The organism is Dyadobacter sp. SRI_021, assembly GCF_057586235.1.
The window spans coordinates 33,595-48,730 of sequence record NZ_JBYCZM010000003.1 but is presented as its reverse complement, the minus strand read 5'-3'; the positions used below and the strand labels follow the sequence as shown (position 1 = coordinate 48,730).

Annotated in this window: 15 protein-coding genes; 11 read left to right on the top strand and 4 right to left on the bottom strand. The window is 48.5% G+C overall.

Going from position 1 to position 15,136, the window contains the following annotated elements:
* The first annotated feature begins 11 nt into the window (after positions 1-11).
* From AC2YIT_RS09485 to AC2YIT_RS09475, 3 genes are all read left to right on the top strand, one after another.
* Positions 12-1,445, top strand: a complete 1,434-nt coding sequence (locus tag AC2YIT_RS09485; RefSeq protein ID WP_487279043.1) for a Gfo/Idh/MocA family protein — start codon at positions 12-14, stop codon at positions 1,443-1,445.
* A gap of 99 nt (positions 1,446-1,544) precedes the next feature.
* Positions 1,545-1,880: a type II toxin-antitoxin system RelE/ParE family toxin gene (locus AC2YIT_RS09480; RefSeq protein WP_487279042.1), complete on the top strand. Its 336-nt coding sequence runs from the start codon at positions 1,545-1,547 to the stop codon at positions 1,878-1,880.
* A gap of 17 nt (positions 1,881-1,897) precedes the next feature.
* Positions 1,898-2,209 carry a helix-turn-helix domain-containing protein gene (locus AC2YIT_RS09475; protein WP_430845347.1) on the top strand — a complete coding sequence of 104 codons (312 nt, stop codon included), beginning with the start codon at positions 1,898-1,900 and terminating at the stop codon, positions 2,207-2,209.
* Between the two features lie 28 nt (positions 2,210-2,237).
* Here AC2YIT_RS09475 and AC2YIT_RS09470 read toward each other — a convergent pair whose 3' ends face one another.
* A complete protein-coding gene (locus tag AC2YIT_RS09470; RefSeq protein ID WP_430844230.1) occupies positions 2,238-3,098 on the bottom strand; it encodes an AraC family transcriptional regulator in 861 nt (286 codons plus the stop codon).
* 259 nt (positions 3,099-3,357) lie between these two features.
* On the opposite strand from AC2YIT_RS09470, the gene AC2YIT_RS09465 reads away from it, so the two are divergent.
* The 7 genes from AC2YIT_RS09465 (at position 3,358) to AC2YIT_RS09435 (ending at position 10,071) form a co-directional block, all read left to right on the top strand.
* Positions 3,358-3,786 (top strand): META domain-containing protein, encoded by a 429-nt coding sequence (locus AC2YIT_RS09465; protein WP_430844228.1) that lies wholly within the window; start codon positions 3,358-3,360, stop codon positions 3,784-3,786.
* A gap of 247 nt (positions 3,787-4,033) precedes the next feature.
* On the top strand, positions 4,034-4,861 hold the full coding sequence (locus AC2YIT_RS09460; protein WP_487279041.1) for a sugar phosphate isomerase/epimerase family protein: 828 nt from the start codon (positions 4,034-4,036) through the stop codon (positions 4,859-4,861).
* 200 nt (positions 4,862-5,061) lie between these two features.
* Positions 5,062-7,536 (top strand): TonB-dependent siderophore receptor, encoded by a 2,475-nt coding sequence (locus tag AC2YIT_RS09455; protein ID WP_487279040.1) that lies wholly within the window; start codon positions 5,062-5,064, stop codon positions 7,534-7,536.
* Between the two features lie 21 nt (positions 7,537-7,557).
* Positions 7,558-8,730 (top strand): PepSY-associated TM helix domain-containing protein, encoded by a 1,173-nt coding sequence (locus AC2YIT_RS09450; protein ID WP_487279039.1) that lies wholly within the window; start codon positions 7,558-7,560, stop codon positions 8,728-8,730.
* Positions 8,731-8,851: 121 nt separating this feature from the next.
* Positions 8,852-9,244 (top strand): transcriptional regulator, encoded by a 393-nt coding sequence (locus AC2YIT_RS09445; RefSeq protein ID WP_487279038.1) that lies wholly within the window; start codon positions 8,852-8,854, stop codon positions 9,242-9,244.
* Between the two features lie 250 nt (positions 9,245-9,494).
* A complete protein-coding gene (locus AC2YIT_RS09440; RefSeq protein ID WP_090151881.1) occupies positions 9,495-9,707 on the top strand; it encodes a hypothetical protein in 213 nt (70 codons plus the stop codon).
* Positions 9,708-9,768: 61 nt separating this feature from the next.
* Positions 9,769-10,071, top strand: coding sequence for a hypothetical protein (locus AC2YIT_RS09435; RefSeq protein WP_487279037.1), 303 nt, complete (start codon positions 9,769-9,771; stop codon positions 10,069-10,071).
* Here AC2YIT_RS09435 and bioB read toward each other — a convergent pair.
* The 3 genes from bioB to AC2YIT_RS09420 all read right to left on the bottom strand — a co-directional run bounded on the left by bioB (position 10,049) and on the right by AC2YIT_RS09420 (position 13,337).
* Positions 10,049-11,029 carry a biotin synthase BioB gene (gene bioB, locus AC2YIT_RS09430; protein WP_487279036.1) on the bottom strand — a complete coding sequence of 327 codons (981 nt, stop codon included), beginning with the start codon at positions 11,027-11,029 and terminating at the stop codon, positions 10,049-10,051. The genes AC2YIT_RS09435 and bioB overlap by 23 nt on opposite strands.
* A gap of 146 nt (positions 11,030-11,175) precedes the next feature.
* Positions 11,176-12,606, bottom strand: a complete 1,431-nt coding sequence (locus AC2YIT_RS09425; protein ID WP_487279035.1) for a glycoside hydrolase family 125 protein — start codon at positions 12,604-12,606, stop codon at positions 11,176-11,178.
* A 179-nt stretch (positions 12,607-12,785) separates the two neighbouring features.
* On the bottom strand, positions 12,786-13,337 hold the full coding sequence (locus AC2YIT_RS09420; RefSeq protein WP_487279034.1) for a GNAT family N-acetyltransferase: 552 nt from the start codon (positions 13,335-13,337) through the stop codon (positions 12,786-12,788).
* Between the two features lie 301 nt (positions 13,338-13,638).
* On the opposite strand from AC2YIT_RS09420, the gene AC2YIT_RS09415 reads away from it, so the two are divergent.
* Positions 13,639-14,763, top strand: coding sequence for a Gfo/Idh/MocA family protein (locus tag AC2YIT_RS09415; RefSeq protein ID WP_487279033.1), 1,125 nt, complete (start codon positions 13,639-13,641; stop codon positions 14,761-14,763).
* Positions 14,764-15,136: the final 373 nt, after the last annotated feature.

Below are 15,136 nucleotides of genomic sequence, written 5' to 3'. Positions count from 1 at the left end.
CTGCATACAACATGAAAGATCAGAGGGAGCAAAATCAGGACAGAAGGTCATTCCTGAAAGCAACTGCAAAAGGTACAGCGGGCATTATCGCAGCGTCGATGTTCCCTGCCATCGTACCGGCATCCGTTTTCGGCAAGAATGCGCCGAGCAACAAAATCAATATCGGACAGATCGGCTTCGGTCGTATCGGTTCTACGCACGACTTGCCGGAAGTGATCAAAAATGAAGCCGCACACGTGATTGCCGTGGCTGATCTTGATAAAAACCGCCTTGCGAAAGGCAAGGAATGGATTGAACGGAAATACGCCGAACGTACCGGCAAAGACAAATACCTCGAAGTAAAAACGTACGATGATTACCATGAAATTCTCGGTCGTAAAGACATCGACGCGGTCATCATCAGTACGCCCGACCACTGGCATGCCCAGCCAGCGATGGAGGCTGCCGTTGCCGGCAAGCACATTTATATGCAAAAACCTACTTCGCTCACGATACGCGAAGGCCGCCAAATGGCCGATATGATCAAGAAGAAGGGGGTAATTTTTCAATTGGGTAGCCAACAGCGCTCCATGAACCCGTGGCCGCAGTTCAAGCGCACCTGCGAGCTGGTGCGCAATGGCCGTATTGGAAAGCTGAAAAAAGTATATGTGGGCCTCCCCGGTGATCCTGCCGGTGGAAATCCGGCGCCTATGCCCGTTCCATCCAACTTGAATTATGATATGTGGCTCGGCTCGACGCCGGAGGTTTACTACACGCTGGACCGTGTCCATTCGCAAACGGACATCAACGACCGTCCGGGCTGGCTTCGTCTCGAACAATTCGGTGCCGGTATGATCACCGGCTGGGGCTCGCACCACATCGACATCGCGCATTGGGGGATGGATACCGAACTCACAGGCCCGATTGAGATCGAAGGCAAAGCCACATTCCCTGCAAAGGGTTCCGGTCTTTGGGACGTGCATGGCGATTTCCTGGTAAATGCATTGTATGAAAATGGGGTACAAATGGAAATCGGCGGTACCAACCCTAATGGCGTGAAGTTCGAAGGAACAGACGGCTGGATTTTCGTTTCGCGCGGAAATGTAGGCGTTACAGCCTCCGACCCGGTTGCAGCACAAAATGCCAAGGAGAATAAGGCATTCTATGCCAGCGATCCAAAAATTCTGGGTTCGGTAATCGGAGAAAATGAAATCCATTTGTACGAAAGCCCCGAGCAGCACCAGAACTGGATCGAAAGCATCCAGAGCGGCAAGCAGACCATTAGCCACGCCGAAATCGCGCACCGCTCATGCACCGCGTGCCTCCTCGCGCACACGGCCATGAAACTCGGCCGCAAAGTGAAATGGGATCCGAAAAAGGAACAATTCATTAATGATAAGGAAGCCACGGCCATGCTCTCACGGCCGCAACGCGGGAAGTATGGGACTAATAATGTGAAAGGATAATGCTTTGAAATATCCTGGCTCAGCATTGACTGGTCAGGATATTTTTTTACCTTAGAAGTTTCCAAATTTGGAAACACACATTATCTTTATATTCACCACATGCACTATTTCAACACACTAATATTAGAAGAGGCCAATCGGTTTCTTCGTACCCTTCAACCGCAGGCGGTAGATAAAATATTTTACAACATGGGAGTGGCGGCACAAACGAATGATCCCAGACTGTTAAAAAAAATTCATCAGCATATTTGGGAATTAAGGACAACTTTTAATGGTAATGAAATTCGGCTGCTTGCCTTTTGGGACAAGTCAGATACAAAAAACACGCTGGTAGTAGCTTCCAATGGTTTCATTAAGAAGTCGGCGAAAATCCCGTCGCAGGAAATACAACGAGCGCTAAGAATTAGAGCTAGATATTTTGAAGAACAACAATAATCATGGGAAAATCAAAAATGAAGGTATACACTTTGGAAGAATTGAAAGACGAGTACATAGGCCCAATTGGTACTCCTGCCAGAGATGCACATGAACATAAGCTAAGCATGGATCTGCTCGGAAGAGCCATCAGAACCATTCGTAAAGAGCGGAATCTAACGCAGGAGCAACTTGGAGAACTCGTCGGAGTGCAAAAGGCACAGATTTCTAAACTCGAAAATGGCACCAATAGTGCAACCATTGATACCATCCTGAAAGTTTTCAGTGCCTTGAAAGCAGAAGTTCAGTTCAATGTTACAGTCAATCAGCAAACATTGACCATTAGATAGCGGCAAGTAACAATAGGTTCAGATATCATCAATAATTCCCCTTATACTCCCGCGGCGTGTGCCCGATGTATTTCTTGAAATTCCGGTTGAAATTAGATAGCGAATCGAAACCGCTGTCGTAGGCGATCTGTGCAATGGTCCATTTGTCTTCGAGCAGGAGTTTGCAGGCATGACCGATGCGGATTTCGTTGACGAAGTCGATGAAGGTTTTATTCGAGCGGGCCTTGAAATAACGGCAGAATGCTGCTTCGGTCATGCCGGCAAGGGAGGCGACATCGCTGAGGCGGATTTCCTGGAAGAAATGCTGCAACACGTAGTTATGCACTTTTTGCATTCGTTCGGTTTCCGATACCTTAAAGTTGTTTACATAGCCATAGCTCGAAATGAACTCGCCGGAATTGTCGTGCGCAAGTTTGTCGAGCAGCGTCAGCAGTTGCAGAATGCCTTTAAATCCTTCCGTAGTCGTGAGCGAGATCAGTTCGTCACGAATATGCTCCGAGAGCGCGCCTTTATAGGAAATCCCTCTCTTGGAATCAGCCAACAGCTGACGAAGCCCCAGCATTTCGGGCTTGTCGAGAAAGTCCTTACCTAAAAAATCTTCCTGAAAATAGAGCACGATGCCATGGGTCATCAACGATGAACCCGTTTCGAAATAGGCCGGGTCGCTTCGCCAAAGGTGCGGCACGTCCGGACCGAGAAATACCGTATCCCCGGGGCTGAAAGTTTGGATGGAATCTCCAATCAACCGTTTGCCAGTTCCCTCCAGAACGGTAAATAATTGGTAATGCGGATGAAAATGCCAATTGGGATCGAAATGGGGCTCTTTGAGCTCGTGAACCGTCACGGTACGTACCTGGCTCTCGATATTTTTGTGGATTGGTGCTTTCATATTCTGTCAGGATTTTACCCAAAAGATCAGCAATATTACATTATTAATATCAAAATATGATCATTTACCGAATTTATTCACAAAAAATAGATTGAGCCATCGGCAAAAGAATCTAGTCCTGGAACCGTTATAAATTATACCGTCCATGCTCGGACGACTGGCATATTTTTTGTAGATTTATAGAGCCGCTCAACTTTTTTGCAACCTTTTTTGCGAGTACGATGTCAATCATAGGTAGTTCTGAAATTTATTTACGCATATGAGAGCCCTTATAATTCCGACAGCATCCGTGCTGTTTTTTTCGCTGCTGACGGGCTGTGGAAAAACTACCACAATCAGCAGCAATGTGGAGTTGACCGGCAAATGGCAATTGGAGAGTATTGTGCAAGAGGACGATACCATTCATAAACCTGCTACCACGAAAGGCGTGATGGATATAGGCCTCAATTTTAAAGATAAAGGCGAGCTGGAAGGCACTACTTCCACCAATATTCTTACAGGCTTTTACGAAACCGCTCAGCAAAATACGATCCAGATCGGCGGCGGCGGCACCGAAAGAGCAGAAACGAGCTGGGGTAACCTGTTCGTCAACGCACTGCCGAGCGTGAACCTCTACGATTTGAAAACCAATCGGTTGATCCTGTACTACGAAAATAACAACCAGCTCATTTTCAGCCGCGTGCAGTAATATACATTGAACATTAGCTTCAAAAAGTGGCGGTCCTTCCAAAAGGGCCGCCACTTTTGTATTTTGGTCAATGAGTCGATTTTACCCCGATACTCACGCAAGCAGACGCGAACTTATCAATATCAGCTAAGTACTCGTCAAATCGTGTATATTGAACAGTACTTTTTTACTTTAAGATTGTATACTGAAAAGACAGGGGCATTTGCATCCCGCCTAATCCATTCGCAGCGAAATAAATTCGATTTTGATGAAATACAGCATGAACCTCCTTTTGTGGGGAAACCAGATTGATGAAAACCTATTTCCTACCCTCGAACTCATCAAAGAGATCGGTTTTGACGGCGTCGAGGTGCCTATTTTCAATACAAATCCAGACCATTGGTTCAAGTTCCGACAGAAGCTCGATAGCTTGGCCCTCGCGTGCGAGACCGACACGATCTGCGGGCCTTCGGAGCACCTCATCAGTTCCGACCCGATCATGCGCCGCCACACGATCGATCATTTGAAACGTGCATTGGATTGCTCACTCGTACTTGGTGCAAGTCGCCTGATGGGTCCCTACCATTCGGCATTGGGTGTCTTCACCGGAAAACCGGCCACGGAAGAAGAATGGCAATGGGGAATCGAGGGAATCCGTGAAGTAGCCGACTACGCAGAGTCTCTAGACATCACCCTGGGTTTGGAATACCTCAATCGCTTCGAGCTGTACCTTACCAGCTGCGGCGACGAAATTATCCGCTTCGTGGACGACGTGAACCATCCGAACTGCAAGATCATGTTCGACACCTTCCACGCGAATATTGAAGAGAAAAATATCGGCGACACCATCCGCAAGGCCGGCGACCGCATTTCGTTCATCCAACTTTCCGAAAACGACCGCTCCACGCCCGGCAAGGGTAATGTGGATTGGGAAGGCGTTTTCCAGTCAATCCGCGACATCCAATACGATGGGTGGATCAGCATCGAGGCATTCAGCCCGAAACTGCCGGTGGCCAACATCTGGCGCAAGATGTTCGATTCGGAAGAGCAGCTGATGCGCGACGGACTGGCATTCATCAAATCCAACTTGGGATAATCTTTCCTGTTTTTATTGCCAGTTAAATGTATCCAAAAGTCACATTTAACTGGCAATAAAAGTATTAACAGAAAAAATTGAACAATTAGAACGAATTAAAAAATGAGTACAGAATAACAGAATTCATTATTTGGGATTGGTCTAAATAAGACTACTTTTGGCTTCGTTTTGCCATAGCCAGTCTATTTAACCCCAATATCATGAGGATATTTTGTTTACTCATCCTTTCTCTTTGTTGCTTCACCGCCTTTGCGCAAACAGGCCAGATTAAAGGTAATATTAAGAACGACGCGGGCCAGCCAGTGGAATCTATCAACCTGATCCTCAAAGGGACGGGACATGGAACATTGACAGATGCTGACGGCGATTTTGAATTTAAAGCGTTGGTACCCGGCCACTATGTACTCGTTGGTACGGGTGTGGGCGTCAAGCGTATCAACCGCAACGTGCAAGTGAAGGCAGATGAAACCGCCACCCTCGAAATCACTACCGAAGAAAATACCCAGGAATTACAAACCGTAGAAATAGTCGGTAACCGCGGGACCAGCTACAAAAACGACCTCTCTTTTATCGCCAGCAAGACCGCCACGCCGATTAAGGAAGTTCCTCAGGCTATTTCTTACATTACCAAGGAAGTAATGCGCGACCAGGGGGTGTTCCTGATGGGCGACGCCGTGAAAAACATGAGCGGTGTAAATCAGTTTACATTCTATGATGATCTCACGATCCGCGGCTTCCGGATGAACGGCGGCAGCACTACCCAGCTCGTGAACGGGCTGCGTACATTTTCGGGCTTCTGGAAACAGCCGCCGGTAAACTACCTCGAACGCGTGGAAGTCATCAAAGGCGCTGCATCCGCATTGTACGGCAACACTTCGCCTGGCGGGACAATCAACCGCGTGACCAAAAAACCGCTCGATATGCCCCGGAAATCATTGAGCTTTACGACCGGCAGCTTCAATACCCTGCGCACGCTGGCCGATTTTACCGGCCCGATGAACGAAAGCAAAACTTTGCTTTACCGCCTCAACCTGGGCTATGTGAATGCACAAGGCTTCCGCAATATGCAGTTTGATAAAAACATCATTGTCGCGCCGTCCGTATCATTCCTGCCTACCGACAAAACCCGCATCAACTTCGACCTCGTTTTCAACCGTTCCAACAGCCGCCTCGACCGTGGCCAGTCTGTGAAGGGAAATGACTTGTATTCGAGCTCGATCCGCACCTCGCTGAATGCAGTGAATGATTATCTCAATGAAGAAACCTACCTGATTACCACTTCTTTGAACCACCAGTTTACTCAGAATACCTCATTCAACGTCGCTTACCTGCGTACGGGCTATTCTGAAGACCTCCTCGAACACCGCAGCAGTAACGCGAATGCTGTGGATTCGGCAGGAAAGGCTATCGAAAACCTGGTAGCGCGGCAGGTGTTTGTCCGTAAAACGAAGTCGTTCATGGATAACGTATCGCTGTTTTTCAACCACAATTTCAACACCGGCATTGCGGAGCACAAACTCGTAGCAGGTTACGATTTTATCCAATCGTCGACGCCGAAAGGCTCAGGCCAGCAGACCGCGAACGGTTACCTGCTCAAAGCCGGCGGTGCAGCAGCTTACAATCCCAAAACGCCAGAAAAGTATGTGTTCTACAACTATACCGAGAACGGCGTTACTTACAGCATTCCCAAGCCGAATATTTCGCACTACGACCTTACGCTGCAAAACAACAACATGGAAGATCCTTCCAAATATATTTACAACGTGACGGCCAATTCTGCAACCACTCCGGTGCTTTATAAATTACACGGGTTGTATTTGCAGGAACAACTGAAAATCAAAAAGTTGCAGATTCTGCTCGGCTTACGCTATGACACCTACATTGATAAGAAGGGTTACACCACCCACAACGAATCGAATGTAACGCAGCATGCATTGCTGCCGCGCATCGGGGCCGTTTATTCACTCACAAACCATGTCAATGTGTATGGTACTTACACCCAGGGCTACAACCCGCAAGACCCTGTTGTACAAAGCAACCCACTATCCGGCGGGCCATTCGACCCGATTCGCAGCAGCCTTTCGGAAGCTGGTTTAAAAACGGAATGGCTTGACGGCCGCCTGACCGCGAATGTCTCGGTTTACAAAATCACCCAGAGCAACACCCTGTATTCAGCCAATGCAGCCGACCGACCCGACCTGATGATCCAGGTGGGTAAGGAAACTGCAAAGGGGGTTGAATTCGACGTAACCGGGAATATCCTTCCGAACTGGAACGTGATCATGACTTACAGCTACAACGATGCGAAGATCACCGATGCGGGCTCAAAGGCCACTGATCAGGTGCTGGTGAACCTGCAAAAACCCAATGCGCCAAAAAACCAGGGCAGTGTATGGACAAAATACACCTTCGTGGACAACTTCCTGAGCGGCTTCGGCGTCGGGCTCGGTGGTAACTTCGTAACGGAGCGTAACCTATCGCTGAACAACACCCAGACATTGCCCGGCTACGCTTTGCTGAACGGGGCTTTCTATTACAAAATCGACAAATTCCAGTTCCAGGTCAACCTCAACAACCTGGGTAACAAGACCTATTGGGTAGGCGGGTATGATTACCTGCGCCTCTTCCCGGGCGCGCCACGCAACTTCATGGCGACCATTTCTTACACTTTCTAATGCGTGCTATTTCATAAATCTGTGAAAAAGACATTCAAGAGAATTGCGTCGCAACTGCATTTATGGCTGGGGGTTTCCTCCGGCCTTGTGGTTTTTATAGTGGCGCTAACGGGAAGCATCCTGGTTTTCGAGGAGGAGCTGGAACCAGTCATTTACCCGAAGTTCCACGTCGTAGAAGCGTCGAAGGATCAATCAACGCTTCCGTTGGATAAGTTACGTTCCGCCGTCGCGAGCGCCTACCCCAAGCAGCGCATTGCCCGCATTGTGATCGAGCCCCACCCAAGCCGAACGGTCATATTTGGTTTGGTGAAAGGCAAGAAAGAAAAGGATGTCTTTTCAGTAGCTGTAAGCCCCTACACCGCTGAAATCACCGACACACGCCGCGAAAATGAATCCTTCTTCCATATTGTGCTCCAATTGCACCGCTACCTGTGCCTGGAAAACACTGGCAAAGCCATTACCGGTGTCGCTACCATTATGTTCATCGTGATCATGATCACCGGCCTTGCTCTCTGGTGGCCCAACCGCAAGCAAGCTAAACAACGCTTTACCATCAAATGGAATGCCAAATTCAAGCGCCTCAACTGGGATTTGCATGCTGTTTTTGGCTTCTATGTATTGCCGTTCACCTTCCTGATCGCATTAACCGGCCTCGTTTGGAGTTATCAATGGGTCAACAATATGATCTACCTCACCTTCGACGGCAAACCGCAGCAAAAACGCGAGGCGCCCGCGAATGTTGGCATTAGGAATACAACGTCAATGGGCACATTAGCCAAAATCATCTCCGAAACCAATCGCCTCCTCCCCCATCCGGGCCGCATTCAGTTCACATTGCCCGAATCCGACAGTCTTTCCATTACCGTTTCCAAAGTCAACGAAACCGCCTCGGTCAGTAACGTCGTCGATTTCTTGTACTTCGATCAAAACGACGGCCATTTGCTCGGCAAGCGCCTTTATGATGATGAAACTACGGGTATGAAAGTACGGCGGCTCGTATTTCCGATTCACACCGGGAGCATTTGGGGATGGCCTACGAAGGTGCTGGCACTGATTGTTGCTTTGATTACCGCTACTTTGCCGGTTACGGGGATGGTGATTTGGGTTGGGAGGAAGTTTAAGAAGAAGGAGAAAGTAGTGAGAAAAAATGCCGCGCCGCATACCGCCGGCCATGCGAAGGCTGCCGTTAGTTAACTGCCTTTCCGTCTGATAAGTCAAATAGGAGACTTGATAAAGAGATCCCTGATAAAGCTAAGACTCACTTAGTTTTATCAGGGATTTTTATTACTAACCAACAAATCGACGCTAGACTATCATGGAGGATTCAAAACCAACCTACACAGTTAATGACGAAAATGAGTACGCCGTATTGCTAGAAAAAGTAGACGGATTAATGAAGAAAGGCGAAGCTAACACTACGCTGGAAGAACAGAAACATATTCGGGCGATAGGTGAGGCGCTGATGGCATACGATAAGCGTATGTACCCTATTCCTGAGCCCTATACACTCGTGGGAATTCTTGAATTAAGAATGTATGAAATGAGGACGAAGCATCAAGATCTCGCTCAGACACTTGGAATCTCGCAAGAAGAGCTTGAAATGATCTTATGGGAAGATAAGAAGGCGGACACCTCTCTGCTGAATGTTATTAAAGAGAAGCTCGACATTTCTTCTGAGGTCATTTCAAACTATATCGAAAAGTTGTGAAGACTTTTATTTCAATAGAACAGGCATTTGATTGGTGGCTAAAAACAATTTACCCAACGCTCCCCCCAAGTTTGAAAGAAGGTAAGTACCGAAATGCATGGCGTGATTACAGCTTCAAAAAAGGCATTTCACAGAAGCGCATGAGGGAGATACTTTCAGACTTCGGGGACATTTCTGAGAGAGTTACCGTCACTTTCAATTTGAAATAGATTCTTGTTGGAAACCTGCACAAATCCCTATCTTTGTCTTAATGAAGACATTCGCTTCCATGGAGGAGGCTTTTCAGTGGTGGCTGACAAATATCTACCCATCGCTTCCAGCCGAAGTAAAGAAAGGAAAATTGACCTACGCTTGGAGAGACTTCACTTATAACAGAGGCATTTCACAAGCGAGAATGAAAGAAATCCTTTCAGAGTATGGAGAAATAGAAGTGCAAACTTTGATCAAGTATTCTCCGAAATAAAATTTTTTGAACTGTATTTGTTGGAAAACTACACAAAATACTCACTTAAACTTTCACAACTATGGACACACTTAAAGACTCACAAACAAGACAAACAACTGATTTTCAAAGCCAAATAGGCTCCGCACAGCATTCCAGCTCGATGCAGCGGCAGATAATCAAAGACTTCTTCCTGAAAGACAGCGGCAGCGAAATGATCGAATCCCTCAACACCTTAATTGAAGCCTACCTATTTACCGAAAACCTCACACGTGTAACGCCCGAAATGCGGGAGCACATTGCCAATCAACTTCGTGTGGCGACATTAATCGCAAAGCTCCAAGCCAGTAACGACGACATTGCTAAGCACTCACCTCCTCTTTAACAAGCGCTTTCAACCCCAAGACCTCCATCATCTCCCGATCCTGCCCGATCCCCGGATTCGGCGTGACCAGTAACTCTCCATTCTCATTCGTAAAAATAGAATTGGCACCAGCCATAAAGCAGAATGCCTGCTCATATTCACTCATTTCCATACGTCCGGCGCTGAGGCGCACCATCGCTTTGGGCATCAGAATGCGGGCGGTGGCGATCATGCGTACCATTTCCCAGGTATCGACCTTTTTCATATCGCCCAACGGTGTTCCCTGTACGCGGGCGAGCGCATTCACGGGTACGGACTCCGGGTGCTCGGGCATCGTGGCTAAAGTGTGGAGCATTTGAATGCGGTTCTCTCGGGTTTCACCAAGACCGATGATACCTCCGCAGCACACGGATATACCTGCATTGCGCACATGGTCGACAGTGTTCAGGCGGTCGTCGTAAGTACGCGTGGTGATGATTTGGTCGTAGTATTCAGAGGAAGAGTCCAGGTTGTGGTTATAAGCGTAAAGGCCGGCGGCTTTGAGCTTTTCGGCCTGGGTTTCAGTCAGCATGCCGAGCGTGCAGCATACTTCAAGTCCCAGCCCGGCTACTTCGGTCACCATTTCGAGTACACGGTCGAAATCGCGGTTGTCCTTCACTTCCCGCCAGGCCGCGGCCATACAGAAACGGCTCGAACCACCCTCACGAGCACGACGGGCAATGGCCACCACATCATCCTTTTTCATCAATGCTTTTACATTAATGCCCGTCTGATACCGCGCAGCTTGTCCGCAATAGGCGCAGTCTTCGGGGCAGCCGCCGGTTTTGATGGACAACAATGTACATACCTGAATGCGCTCCGGGTCGTGCCACTGGCGGTGAACGGTCGATGCGTCGTAGATTAGTTGAAGTAATGGGCGGTTGTAAATAGCTTCGATTTCGTCGAGCGTCCAGTCGTTGCGGATGATTGCGGTTTGCATGGTGATATTATTTTCGGGCCAAATGTAGCCTGCCAGCCGGCTCAGGACTGCGTCCGGTTTAGCAGAAACCTTGTAGTCCGGCGCAACAAAAATGCCTCCCGGTTTGTAGTCCGGGAGGCATCGGAGAATGGCATCTGCGCAAATGCCTAATATACTTTCGCCAGCAAGTGCGGGCGCTCTTTTTCGAGTTTCAGGATCAGTTCACCGAACAGCGTGTTCACCCATGCAAACCACTTACGCGTGAATTTCGAATCATCATCTTTATCGAATGACTCGTGCATGAAACCGGTGTGGTTATGGGTTGTTTTAAGCAGTTTCAGCTGCGCTTCGATCTCTTTGTCGCTGGTTGAGGTGATGGCGCGTGCGATAATCCCCATCGGCCAGACCTGGTTCACCAGCGTATGCGGACTGCCCAACCCTTCTCCCGCCTTTCCTTTGAAGAAATACGGATTGGAATCGCTCAGCACATATTTACGCGTATTGATATAAATCGGATCTTTCACCGAAACTGCATTCAGGTAGGGCAAGCTGATAAGCCCCGGAATACCGGCATCATCCATCATCACATGGTTTCCAAAACCATCGGCTTCGAATGCGTAGATTTTCCCAAATTCTGTATGTTCAATGACGGCGTGCTTTTTCAGCGCAGCTTCCACCTCAGTGGCCAGCGCCCTGAAATCGGCCGCCAGTTTCGCGTTTTTCGTGGCTGATGCTTTTTCCAACAACTCTGCTACCTCGCGGAACGAAACGACCGCGAAGAAGTTAGAAGGAATGAAGAACGAGAAGATCGTCGCATCGTCCGACGGGCGGAAGGTGCTGGCAATCAGCCCCACCGGCTTGATCGGATTACCGTAGCCGTTGCCAGGCACCGTGTCGGTCGACCAGGATGTTACACGACCGAACTTGTAAGGCCCCGGACCGTCTTTACGCTGTTGCTCCTTGCAAGTTTTGAGCACCAGTTCCATTGCCTTCAACCAATCGGCATCGAAGGGTTTTGTGTCACCGGTGGTTTTCCAGTAGTTATAGGCCAAACGAATGGTATAGCAAAGCGAATCGAGTTCCCATTTACGCTCGTGGAGCATAGGCTTCATGTCCGTCTGATCCTTGGTCCACTCGCTCTCTTTCGGCCGGTCGTAAAATGCGTTGGCGTAAGGATCAATGAGAATGCACTTGGTCTGGCGGTTAACAAGCCCTGCCACCATGTCTTTCAGCTTCGGATCATCTCTCAGCAAGGGCAAATATGGCCAAACCTGCGCCGTACTGTCGCGCAGCCACATGGCATCGATATCGCCGGTAATCACGAAGGTATCGGGTTTGCCGTCTACCGGATTATAATGTACGGTGGTATCGATTGTATTCGGGAAGCAGTTTTCAAAAAGCCACGCCAGTTCGGGATCTTTGATTACCTTTTTCATCCGGGCAATGGTCGCTTCCACGGCCGGACTTGTGAAATTGCGTTTATCGACCGGAATCCGGACCACAGGAAAATCAGCACTTTTTGCGAACGACCATTTCGGAACAGCCATGCCGGCGACCGCCAATGCACCCGCTTTGATGAAGTCTCTTCTTAAGAACATGAGGTAGGTTTATATGGGATGCTCGATACAATAAAAAAGCAATTTAGACAAAATTTGCAGACGCCCATCTACAAATTTCGAAACCTCAACCTAACCGTTTGATAATAAACAAGAGCCGTTTAATCAAAGCTTATCCAAGGGCTTCTTCGGGCATAAAAACAGCGTGACGCGGCAACATTTCAAAGATCGCGCACCATATGGAAGTACCGGTGCCCCATAAAGTCTTTCTCGCCGATGGCTTCAAAACCCAGCCTTTCGTACAGTTTCCTGGCAGCGGGATTCACTCTATCCACAATCAGTCCTGCACGAGCATGCCCGAGCGCCCCTGCATGTACGCATAAGGCGCGGATCAGCTGACTTCCAATGCCCTTTCCCTGATGCCCCTGGTGTACATTGATGCAATCGAAGTAGAATTCTCCCGGACCGGTTTCGTCGTCCGGATCGAAGGTTGGGTCCGCTTCGTGGAGCTTATCCAGCACAGGTTGTCGCAACACATGCAGCAAGGCGCCGTCGTAACCATTGATGGAGCCGATAACGCCTCCCTCCGTTTCGAAAACCAGCGTGTTGGTATAGCTGTATTGATTGGCCGGATGCAGAAAAAAATCACGAAAGAAGGGGATCGCATCGGCGTGGTTATCCGAGCGTGCGAAAATACCTGCAATATGCCCCATGCCGAGAATCAGCAACGGCGCTACGGAATCAGCATCTTCGGGACGGGCGGGTCGGATCATAAAAAGGGAATTTTGGTAAAGAAAACGGCTCAATTATCGCAAAATCGACCTTTTCGAGCGCTTTTTCTATCTATTTTTTGCATTAAAACTGATATTAACTTAAAAATAGATCAAAATACGCACAGTACTAATCAAAACTTGAAAAGTTTTTAGCACTATTTTGCTTTAAAATTGTATTGTCGATTACTGTCCACACCAACTCATCTTGAAACACCGGTCCATCCGGCGGGCGGTCTGAGCAGAAACAATGCATATTTCTGTTAAACCGCTGATCTACTGAATCATTAACCTGTTAATCAATATGTCTAGGAAAATTAATGTTGCCATTATCGGATTAGGCTTTGGAGCCGAGTTTATTCCCATTTACCAGCAACATCCCAATGCCAATATGTACGCGATTTGCCAGCGTACCGAATCGAAACTGAACGAAATCGGCGACCAGTATGGCATTGAAGTACGCTATACCGACTATGACGAGCTACTGAAAGACCCCAACATCGACGCAGTCCACATCAACTCCCCTATCCCCAACCACGCAGAGCAGACATTGAAAGCACTTCGCGCAGGCAAGCACGTGGCATGTACCGTACCGATGGCTACGAGCGTCGAGGATTGCATCGAGATCGTGAAAGCGACCCGCGAAACGGGCAAGAAATATATGATGATGGAAACCGTGGTATACGCCCGCGAATTCCTGTTTGTTAAAGAATTGTACGAAAAAGGCGAGCTGGGCAAAGTTCAGTTCCTCAAAGCGAGCCACCAGCAGGATATGGAAGGCTGGCCCGATTACTGGCCAGGATTGCCTCCGATGCACTATGCGACGCACTGTGTGGGTCCCGTAGCAGGCTTGCTGAAACTGGAAGCGGAATACGTTTCATGCTTCGGTTCAGGAACGATCTCCGAAGACCTGATCAAAATCCACAACTCGCCATTCGCGGTGGAATCGGCGCATATTAAATTCAAAGACAGCGACTTGTCGGCTTATGTATACCGCTCATTGTTCGACGTGGCGCGTCAGTACCGCGAGAGCTTCGAGGTTTACGGCAGCAAAAAATCATTCGAATGGCCGCTGATCGAAGGTGAAGATCCCGTAATCCACACCGCGAAGAAGCCTGAGCATGAAATCCCCGAGCGAGTGCCTACCCCTGACTACGCACATTATCTGCCGGAGGAAATCCGTCATTTCACCGGTCACGGTGTTTACAACCTGGATGATAACGCACACTTGTCGTTCGTACAAGGCGGTGGCCACGGTGGTTCACACCCGCACCTGGCGCACGAGTTCATCAGCGCATTGATCGAAGACCGCGACCCGTTCCCGAATGCATGGCAGTCGGCCAACTGGACGAGCGTAGGTATCCTGGCGCACGAATCGGCATTGCAAGGCGGCGCGATCATCAAGTTGCCGGATTTTAAGAATGTGTAGGTGAAAAGGTTTGGTAGGATAAAATGGAATCAATAAAACGGCATTAGAAATGTTTATGATCTATTCCCAAACAACCAAATCATAACCGCCACAACGTCAACAAATTTTTCTGTGCTACAAGTCTTTCGGTGCTCTGCACCTTGAAAAATGGGGGTGACGCCTGGATTTTCTACAAGTATTTTGGTGCTCTGCACCATGCACAGGGAATAGAAAATTAACGTAGGTGCAAAACACCGCAAGATTTGTAAAAACACACGGTAAACCAAGGCAAATGCCAAGGTGCAGCGCACCGCAAGATTTGTAAAAGCACGCGGTAAACCAACACAAATGCCAAGGTGCAGCGCACCGCAAGATTTGTAGAAACATGCGGTAA

Bases quoted from the DNA above. Each gene is read 5' to 3' on its own strand.
- AC2YIT_RS09425 (WP_487279035.1), bottom strand. From the start codon at position 12,606: ATGTTCTTAAGAAGAGACTTCATCAAAGCGGGTGCATTGGCGGTCGCC.
- AC2YIT_RS09440 (WP_090151881.1), top strand. From the start codon at position 9,495: ATGAAGACATTCGCTTCCATGGAGGAGGCTTTTCAGTGGTGGCTGACA.
- AC2YIT_RS09485 (WP_487279043.1), top strand. From the start codon at position 12: ATGAAAGATCAGAGGGAGCAAAATCAGGACAGAAGGTCATTCCTGAAA.
- bioB (WP_487279036.1), bottom strand. From the start codon at position 11,029: ATGCAAACCGCAATCATCCGCAACGACTGGACGCTCGACGAAATCGAA.
- AC2YIT_RS09480 (WP_487279042.1), top strand. From the start codon at position 1,545: ATGCACTATTTCAACACACTAATATTAGAAGAGGCCAATCGGTTTCTT.
- AC2YIT_RS09470 (WP_430844230.1), bottom strand. From the start codon at position 3,098: ATGAAAGCACCAATCCACAAAAATATCGAGAGCCAGGTACGTACCGTG.
- AC2YIT_RS09455 (WP_487279040.1), top strand. From the start codon at position 5,062: ATGAGGATATTTTGTTTACTCATCCTTTCTCTTTGTTGCTTCACCGCC.
- AC2YIT_RS09460 (WP_487279041.1), top strand. From the start codon at position 4,034: ATGAAATACAGCATGAACCTCCTTTTGTGGGGAAACCAGATTGATGAA.
- AC2YIT_RS09415 (WP_487279033.1), top strand. From the start codon at position 13,639: ATGTCTAGGAAAATTAATGTTGCCATTATCGGATTAGGCTTTGGAGCC.
- AC2YIT_RS09435 (WP_487279037.1), top strand. From the start codon at position 9,769: ATGGACACACTTAAAGACTCACAAACAAGACAAACAACTGATTTTCAA.
- AC2YIT_RS09445 (WP_487279038.1), top strand. From the start codon at position 8,852: ATGGAGGATTCAAAACCAACCTACACAGTTAATGACGAAAATGAGTAC.
- AC2YIT_RS09465 (WP_430844228.1), top strand. From the start codon at position 3,358: ATGAGAGCCCTTATAATTCCGACAGCATCCGTGCTGTTTTTTTCGCTG.
- AC2YIT_RS09420 (WP_487279034.1), bottom strand. From the start codon at position 13,337: ATGATCCGACCCGCCCGTCCCGAAGATGCTGATTCCGTAGCGCCGTTG.
- AC2YIT_RS09475 (WP_430845347.1), top strand. From the start codon at position 1,898: ATGAAGGTATACACTTTGGAAGAATTGAAAGACGAGTACATAGGCCCA.